Here is a 7313-nt window from a genome sequence, read left to right as displayed (position 1 = left end):
TGGTCGTAGCCCCGGGCGGGACGCCGGCAGACCCCGCACCGGTTCCGCTCACGCGCCACCGGCCGCACATGCGCGACCAGCACGTCCGCTTCCGGATCGACCTCGACCTGCTCGACCACGGTCCGTTCGACCGTCAGCAGCCGCTTCCATATGCTGTTCGCAGACACGCCGTCTTCCTGCTTGTGGATCTTGAGCCTCAGCAACTCGAAACCCTAAGCAGGGAACGGCGTGTTTTATGCATCAGGGCTGGTCAGGTACCCACACATCAAGCAGAAGAGCCAAAAAAAGGGGGAGACGATGGCTGAAGCCCGCAAGGCAATCGTTCCGGTGTGGACGCTGGCGACCGGTGACGTCCGGGTACCCGCATTGGCCGGAGGCGAGCCGATGACGGCTGAGCGCCTGGCTGAACTGCGCGGTGTGCTGGCCGCCCTGGCCGACGCGCCGATTGCCACGCTGGAGGTGCATCCGCTGCCCGCCAAGCTCGACCGCAGCCGAGGTATCCCGCTCGATGCCGCGAGTCCCCTGGCGCAGCACCTGTCACAGTTCATCACGCAATCGACGCGAAGTTCCCTTACGGCGGCCAGGGCGACCGCTGCCGGCGAAAACCTGTATCGCATGGTGGTTCCGGCGAAGGTTGCCGCTCAGTTCGGTCAGGGCATGGTTCGTCCGATGGCGTCGAAGGCGGCGGCCGGTGGCATCCACAGTGCACTCATGAACTCGACGGGCATCGCCGCCAATGCGACGTTCGTGCCAGTCGGTAAAGCGGCGGCAGCAGGCGCGGTCGGCGGAGCCGGTGCGACAGCCGGCGTCGCGGCCGCCGGCAGCGCGGCGCTCACCGTGGCCGCGCCGCTCGTGCTCATGGCCGTAGCGGTGGGGGTGAGCGCCCATGCCGACTACAAGCGCCAGCAGGCTATCGAACACATCACAGAGCTGCTGGAGCAGCTGCACGAACAGAAGCTCGAAGAGGAGCACAGCGAACTCGACGGCTGCCGCGATGCCATCGACAAAGCCACCGCCATTCTGCTCGACCAAGGCAAACTCGGTATCTCGCTAGGACTGGACTCGGCGGTACATGCCATCAACACGGCCCTGGGCGCCGCTGACCGCCGCCTTGCCCGGTGGCAGACCGCACTCGACAAGCTGCCCGACGACAAGCCCGTCGAGATCAGCGCATTGACCAAGTCGTTCCCCGGCGTCGACGAGCATGGCGGCACGTTCCGCGCCCACCTCGAACTCGCCGCCTTGGCCATTGCGCTGAAGCGGCGGGTCATCGTCCTGCAGGCCGTCGAGCATGCCCAGGACAACCCCGACAACTTGTTCGAGAACTTCACCCGCGAGCTCAAGCGCGACCACCAGCGCCTCAACGAACTGGAGTCGAGCATCGCCGGTGTCCTGGTACGCCTGTCGGCGCTGGAGTTGGCACGCCCAAACGGTTTGATGCCCGTCTTCACGACTAGCGAAGTCGATCGCTTGATGCGCGCGGCACACCGGATTCGCAAGCTGGGCGACGGCGTAATGGTCAACAGCCGTACGACAGACGTGGCGATTGAGATTGCCCGCAACAACGACGGCTCGGTGGTCGTGTTCCCTGCGCTGCCCATGCAAGCGTAGGCGCGCTCGCCTCGGCAAGGACGGCCCGCGTTCCGATCCGCCATGGACGAGCTGCGTACCGTCGAGGACATGGCGACGGGCGGTGTCCGAGTGACGTGTAGGTGGAGTACGACCCCGGATGTGGGCCCAGCCGCCCGAGCGACTGAGCCCACCGGGGGGGGTACGAATGTACGGCTCAGATAGCCTGGTCGGCGGCCAGCCGGACGAGCCCGGCCCACGCGTCGGGGGCGACCGTCAGAACCGGTCCGGACCGGACCTTCGAGTCCCGGATGTGTATGGTTCCGGTGGCAGCGGTGACCTCGACACACTCCCCGCCCTCGCCACTGCTATGGCTGCTCTTGAACCAGGCTGACTCCGGCACAGTCGGCTCGGGTATCTGGTTGCTCATTTCTCTCCCAGCAGTTTCTCGACAAAGGCCAGCGATTCATGAGGAGTCAGCGCCTGAGCCCGGAGGATCCCGTACTGCTCCTCGATCTCCCTGACGGCCGACCCGTCGGTGTGGAGGCGGCTGTCCCGCTGGACCTCAACGTAGGCCATCCTCCGCCCGTCGCGGTTCTCGATCAAGGTGAAGGGTCCGGCCAGACCGCAGTGCTCCGTACGTTCGTTGGGCATGATCTGGACCTCCACGTTCCGACGGTGCGCGTGCAGCATGATCTGCTCAAGCTGTCCTTGCAGTACCGCCCAACCGCCGATGGGACGTCGAAGTACCGACTCCTCGATCACGAAACTCAAGGTCGGCATCGGCCTGCGGGAGAAGATCTCCTGTCGCGCAAGCCGGGCTGCGACTCGTTGCTCGACAGTGTCTTCGTCAAGTAGCGGGCGCCGCATGGCGAACACGGCGCGCGCGTACTCGTCGGTCTGCAGCAGGCCAGGAACCGCCTGGGCCGCGTACACGTGGAGAGCCACCGCCGCCGCCTCCAACCGAGCCATATCCCGGAAGAACGCCGGATACTGTGCCCGCCCCACCTCCTCCTTCAGCGCCTTGAGGACGCCCCCGGCGTCCAGCACCTCGTCCGCGCGGTCGATGAACCTCGGCGAGGGAATCCGCCGCCCCTGCTCGAAGGACGCGATCGACTGGCCCGCGTATCCCACCAGCTTCCCGAACTCGGTCCGTTCCAGGCCCGCCCGTACTCGCAGCAGCTTCAACTGCCGCCCGAACGCCGTCACCACGCCCGATCCCGGCTCGTCCTCCGGCCTCGGCCCGGCGTCCTCCCGCTCGTCCCCGCCCTCGCCCTGCTCCACCGACTCCTTCAACGTCCACCGCCTCCCCGGCCCGGTTCCCCGGCCCAACGCGCCCGCCCCGAGCCGGTCACGCCGCGCGCCTCGTACACCTGCCGCCCCGTCGCGTACAACCGTCATGCGACGGCGCGTCACCACTGGTCACGCTACGCCACCGCCGGGAGCGTTGAGGGTATGAACAGTGAGATCGCTCCCCCGACCGCGTCCCACCGCCTCAGCAGCCCCACAGGCCACTTCGCGATGCGCTTCAGCTCCACCCCGCGCGGCGGATGATCCGCTGCGAGGAGGGCCTGGACGACGACGTCTGATGCGTACGCCCCGGCTGCATATGCTGGCCGGGGCGCCCTTTGGAGGACATCGTGAGCACACAGCCGGACCACGGCACGGAGCTGGTCCCGCGCCCCGAACGTACCCCCGACGCCGTCCGCGTGGCACTCGCCCGGATCGCCCCTCACCGCCTGGACGAGATGGAAAAGCACAAGGAAGAAGCACTCGCCGCCGCCATTCGGACCAGCAAGATCGGGCACCTTCAGCACTGGCTGACCCACTGGGCCGCTCAGGTGGAGATCGAGCGTCGGCCCGATCTCTCCGCACGCCGTAGCCGTGCTCTCGCCACGATCCACGGCACGACCAGCAAGGACGACCCCGCATTCCGATCCGCCATGGACGAGCTGCGTGCCGTCGAGGACGTGGCGACACAGGCGGTGTCCGAGTGACGTGGAGGTGGGAGTACGACCCCAGCGAGGCGTACGTCATCGGCTGAGCACCGCCGGCGTTCGTCGCCGAGGTCGAGAAAAAAGCTGACGAGCTGGTGCGGGCTGCTGCGGCCTTCTACCTCGACGGAACACAGCACGAAGGGCTGGGCCCGAAGGGAGATACCGCACATATCGACAGCGGATTCTTCGTCTACCTGATCGTTCCCCGGCACGAATGCGTATACGTTCGCCAAGTCACCTGGATCTGATCCGGCGGTCGGCCCCCGGCTCTGCAGAGCGAGGGCGTTCCTCTGTCTCGGCCAACCGTGCAAGTCGTGGGTGCCCAGCCGCCAGTGCGACTGGGCACCCACGTGGGTTCGGAAGAACGCCGGATACTGTGCCCGCCCCACCTCCTCCTTCAGCGCCTTCAGGACGCCCCCGGCGTCCAGCACCTCGTCCGCCTGGTCGATGAACCTCGGTGAGGGAATCCGCCGCCCCTGCTCGAAGGACGCGATCGACTGGGCCGCGTAGCCCGTGAGCTTCCCGAACTCCGGGCGTTCCAGGCCCGCCCGTACCCGCAGCAGCTTCAACTGCCGCCCGAACGCCGTCACCACGCCCGACCCCGGCTCGTCCTCCGGCCTCGGCCCGGCGTCCTCCCGCTCCCGCTCGCCCTGCTCCACCGGCTCCATCGGCTCCACCGCCTCCCAGGCCCAGTTCCCCGGCCCAACGCGCCCACCCCGAGCCGGTCACGCGACGCGCCGCGTACACCTCCCGCACCGCCGCGTACAACCGGCACACGACGGCGCGTCACCACTGGTCACGCTACGCCACCGCCGGGAGCGTCGGGGCATGAACAGACCGTCTCTGGCGTCTCTTCGGTGATCAGATCCGGCGTTGCCCGGACACTGCCGGAGACGTGAGTGAGATCAGCGTGCTGGACGGATGGCGGACAGTACGCTGAATCCAGCGGGATCGGGCCCGCAGCAAGGTGTCCGGGAGGTGCTTCGTGACGGCCGAGATGGTGGCTCCGGCATGGATGCATGAGCAGATCACGGCGGAGGAGTACGAGTCCTGGTCCGAGGAGCAGTGCGCCGGGATCGAGATCGTGGACGGGATGGTCGTCGTGAGCCCGAGTCCGTCCAAGCGGCACAACCGGCTGGCCCGGATTCTGGCGAACGCCCTGGATGCCGCGGCGGGCCCGGAGTGGAACGCGGACACGGACTTCGACGTCCGGCTTCAGGACGTCCCGCTCACCAATCGCCGCCCCGACGTCGTCGTGTACCGCGCGGACACCATCGACATCACCCCCACCCGTCCTGAGCACGTGCTGCTGGTCGCGGAGGTGGTGTCACCGGGCTCGGAGACCACCGACCGGATCGTGAAGGTCGACCAGTACGCCAAGGCAGGCATCGGCTTCTACTGGCGGATCGAGCAAGCCGCGACAGGCGTCCCTATCGTGTACACCTACGTTCTCGACCCCGCGACGAAGACCTACCGGGACGGAGACGTGTTCACCGGCGTCCTCAAGGTAGCGGCCCCCTTCCCGACGGAGATCGACCTCGGTCAGACCTGACCACGGTGTCATAGGTGACGCCCCGCGCGCCGGGCCTGCGGGGCCGGGCCGCCGCGGCCTGCTCCTGGTGGAGCACCTCGCCGACCGCTGGGACTGGCAGCCGCGCCGGGAGGGCCCCGGCAAGACGGTCTGGGCGGAGTACGTCCTGCCTGCGGGAGGCCGACCGGCCGCCGCGCCCTCCTGCCCGTCGTCCACCGCTGCGGCCGCGCCCGGGTAGCACCACGAGCCCTGGACGGCGGATCGGCGCAGCGGCCACACTTGACCCCTGACTGTGGCTGTTCTTCACGCACACCGGGGGCAAGGTGCCGCAGGAGGCGATCTCCGACCGTTACGAACTCCTGGAGGAGCTCAGCCACGGCGGCATGGGCGATGTGTGGCGCGGCTACGACGCCGTCCTCGACCGGCCCGTCGCCGTGAAGCTCATCCGGCAGGCGTCGGTCACCTCCCCGCAGCTGGCCGAGGAGTTCGCCAAGCGCTTCCGTCGCGAGGCCCGCATCACCGCGCGCATCCAGCACCCCGGCGTGCCGCAGGTGTACGACGCGGTGCTCGACGCTTCGTACGAGCGGCTGTTCCTGGTGATGGAGCTCGTCGACGGCGTACCGCTGTCCGCCTACCTCGACCCCGACCGGCCGCTGCCGGTCAGCTGGGCGGCCGCCGTCGCCGCGCAGGTCGCGACCGTGCTGTCGTACGCGCACGACGTGCCGGTCATCCACCAGGACCTCAAGCCGGACAACATCCTCGTCGCACGCGACGGCACCGTGAAGGTCCTCGACTTCGGCATCGCGGCGATTCTGCGGACCGACGTCACCAAGCTGACCGCCACCGGAAGCCCCATCGGCACCCATCAGTACATGTCGCCCGAGCAGGTCCGCGGCGGACGCATCACCCCGCAGACCGATCTGTACGCGCTGGGCTGTGTGCTGCACGAACTCCTCAGCGGGCGCCTCGCGTTCGAGGCGGAGAGCGAGTACCTGCTGATGTACCAGCACGTCAACGCCGCCCCCACCCCGCTGCGACGGCTGCGGCCCGACGTCCCCGAGGCGCTGGAGGAGCTGGTCCTGCACCTGCTGCGCAAGGCGCCCGAGGCGCGGCCCGCCGACACGCAGGAGGTGTACGCGCGGCTGCTGCCGTTCCTCCCGCCGCCAGGCCGGGAGCCCGGCACGGCCGAGGCCGGGCCGGTCGGCGCGGCCCGACCCGACGGGCGTGTTCCGTCACCCTTTCGCGCCCCGCGCCCGCGTCCAGGCCCCGCCGTCCGGTGGTGCGACGCCGACAGCCGTCCTCCCGGGGGCCCAGCCGGTGCCCGTCCCCGCCCGGCTGCGCGAGGACATCAAGGAGGCGTACGCCCACTCCGACGCCCTGCTGGAGGAGGAGCGGTTCGCGCAGGCCGCCGAGGTGCTCGGCGAGGTCATCGAACCCGCGGCCCTCGCCCTCGGCTCCGAGAGCAAGCAGGTCCTGGCGCTGCGCCGCCAGCGAGCGGCGATCCGCCTCCTCGGCGGCGACTACCGGGCCGCCCTGCCCGAGTTCGACGCCCTCGCCGACGCGTACGCCCGTATCGCCGGACCGATACCGGCGAGCAGGCCCGCGCCTGCCGCGCCCAGGCGGCCCGGTGCCGCGCCGAACTCGGCCAGGTCACCGACGCGCTCGCCGCGCTCCAGGGCGTGCTGAACGTCGTACGGGCCGTCGACAGCGACGTGAGCGAGGAAGCCGTGGAGCTACGGCACAACATCGGGATGCTGCTGCTCGCACAGGGCCGGGCCGTCGAGGCCCGGCAGGTCCTCGAACCGCTCCACCAGGACATGTGCATGGTGTTCGGGCCGGACGACGAGATGACCGTCGAGATCGCCGAGGCACTCGCCGTGATCCGCCTCGGCCTCGACGGTTCGGCCTCCTGGCCCGTCCTCCAGAAGTGCATTGTGCTGCGCCGGCATCAGGGGCCGCCAGGCTCCGCGAGGACATCGGGTAGGCAGGCGCACACAGACGTCCTGCTCGTGGATGAGCGGTTCGCCCAAACTGCCGAGGTCCTCAGCGACGTTGTCGAGCTGGCCGCCGCGGCGCTCGACCGCTCGACCTGTGCATGGAGCGGGCCACGGTCCGCTTGCTCGGCGGCGACCACCGACTGGCCCTGCCCGAGTTCGACGCCCTCACGGGCGCTTTCTCCTGCACCGCCGAACCCACCCACGGAAGGGCGCGCTTCT

At 69.3% G+C, this 7313-nt stretch carries 6 protein-coding genes and 3 pseudogenes; 5 read left to right on the top strand and 4 right to left on the bottom strand.

What is annotated here, in order from left to right; translation table 11 throughout:
- Positions 1-203 (bottom strand): annotated as a pseudogene (locus AB0N14_RS30740) (hypothetical protein); the annotation flags it as partial.
- Positions 204-297: 94 nt separating this feature from the next.
- Between AB0N14_RS30740 and AB0N14_RS30735 the strand changes: the two are divergent.
- Positions 298-1611 carry a hypothetical protein gene (locus AB0N14_RS30735; RefSeq protein ID WP_366028961.1) on the top strand — a complete coding sequence of 438 codons (1314 nt, stop codon included), beginning with the start codon at positions 298-300 and terminating at the stop codon, positions 1609-1611.
- 175 nt (positions 1612-1786) lie between these two features.
- Here the strand turns inward: AB0N14_RS30735 and AB0N14_RS30730 are convergent, their stop codons facing one another.
- Together AB0N14_RS30730 and AB0N14_RS30725 are read right to left on the bottom strand one after the other, a co-directional pair.
- Positions 1787-1999, bottom strand: coding sequence for a DUF397 domain-containing protein (locus AB0N14_RS30730; protein WP_366028960.1), 213 nt, complete (start codon positions 1997-1999; stop codon positions 1787-1789).
- The gene (locus tag AB0N14_RS30725) at positions 1996-2865 is read right to left on the bottom strand and encodes a helix-turn-helix transcriptional regulator (protein WP_366028959.1); all 870 of its coding nucleotides are present in this window, start codon (positions 2863-2865) and stop codon (positions 1996-1998) included. Before AB0N14_RS30725 ends, AB0N14_RS30730 begins: the two co-directional genes overlap by 4 nt.
- A 344-nt stretch (positions 2866-3209) precedes the next feature.
- Between AB0N14_RS30725 and AB0N14_RS30720 the strand changes: the two genes are divergently transcribed.
- Positions 3210-3566 (top strand): hypothetical protein, encoded by a 357-nt coding sequence (locus tag AB0N14_RS30720; RefSeq protein ID WP_366028958.1) that lies wholly within the window; start codon positions 3210-3212, stop codon positions 3564-3566.
- A 356-nt stretch (positions 3567-3922) separates the two neighbouring features.
- Here the strand turns inward: AB0N14_RS30720 and AB0N14_RS30715 are convergent.
- Positions 3923-4234, bottom strand: a pseudogene (locus tag AB0N14_RS30715) (helix-turn-helix transcriptional regulator); the annotation flags it as partial.
- Positions 4235-4551: 317 nt separating this feature from the next.
- On the opposite strand from AB0N14_RS30715, the gene AB0N14_RS30710 reads away from it, so the two are divergent.
- From AB0N14_RS30710 to AB0N14_RS30700, 3 genes and pseudogenes are all read left to right on the top strand, one after another.
- Positions 4552-5118, top strand: coding sequence for a Uma2 family endonuclease (locus tag AB0N14_RS30710; RefSeq protein ID WP_366028956.1), 567 nt, complete (start codon positions 4552-4554; stop codon positions 5116-5118).
- Positions 5119-5185: 67 nt separating this feature from the next.
- Positions 5186-5335, top strand: coding sequence for a hypothetical protein (locus AB0N14_RS30705; RefSeq protein WP_366028955.1), 150 nt, complete (start codon positions 5186-5188; stop codon positions 5333-5335).
- An 85-nt stretch (positions 5336-5420) separates the two neighbouring features.
- Positions 5421-7004: pseudogene (locus AB0N14_RS30700) on the top strand (protein kinase); the annotation flags it as partial.
- Positions 7005-7313 lie beyond the last annotated feature (309 nt).

It is taken from the genome of Streptomyces sp. NPDC051104, from assembly GCF_040682835.1.
Taxonomy (GTDB): domain Bacteria; phylum Actinomycetota; class Actinomycetes; order Streptomycetales; family Streptomycetaceae; genus Streptomyces; species Streptomyces cynarae.
This window is presented reverse-complemented; position numbering and strand designations above follow the sequence as displayed.

Coding starts and splice junctions, on each gene's coding strand:
- AB0N14_RS30730 (WP_366028960.1), bottom strand. CDS start 1,999: ATGAGCAACCAGATACCCGAGCCGACTGTGCCGGAGTCAGCCTGGTTC.
- AB0N14_RS30735 (WP_366028961.1), top strand. CDS start 298: ATGGCTGAAGCCCGCAAGGCAATCGTTCCGGTGTGGACGCTGGCGACC.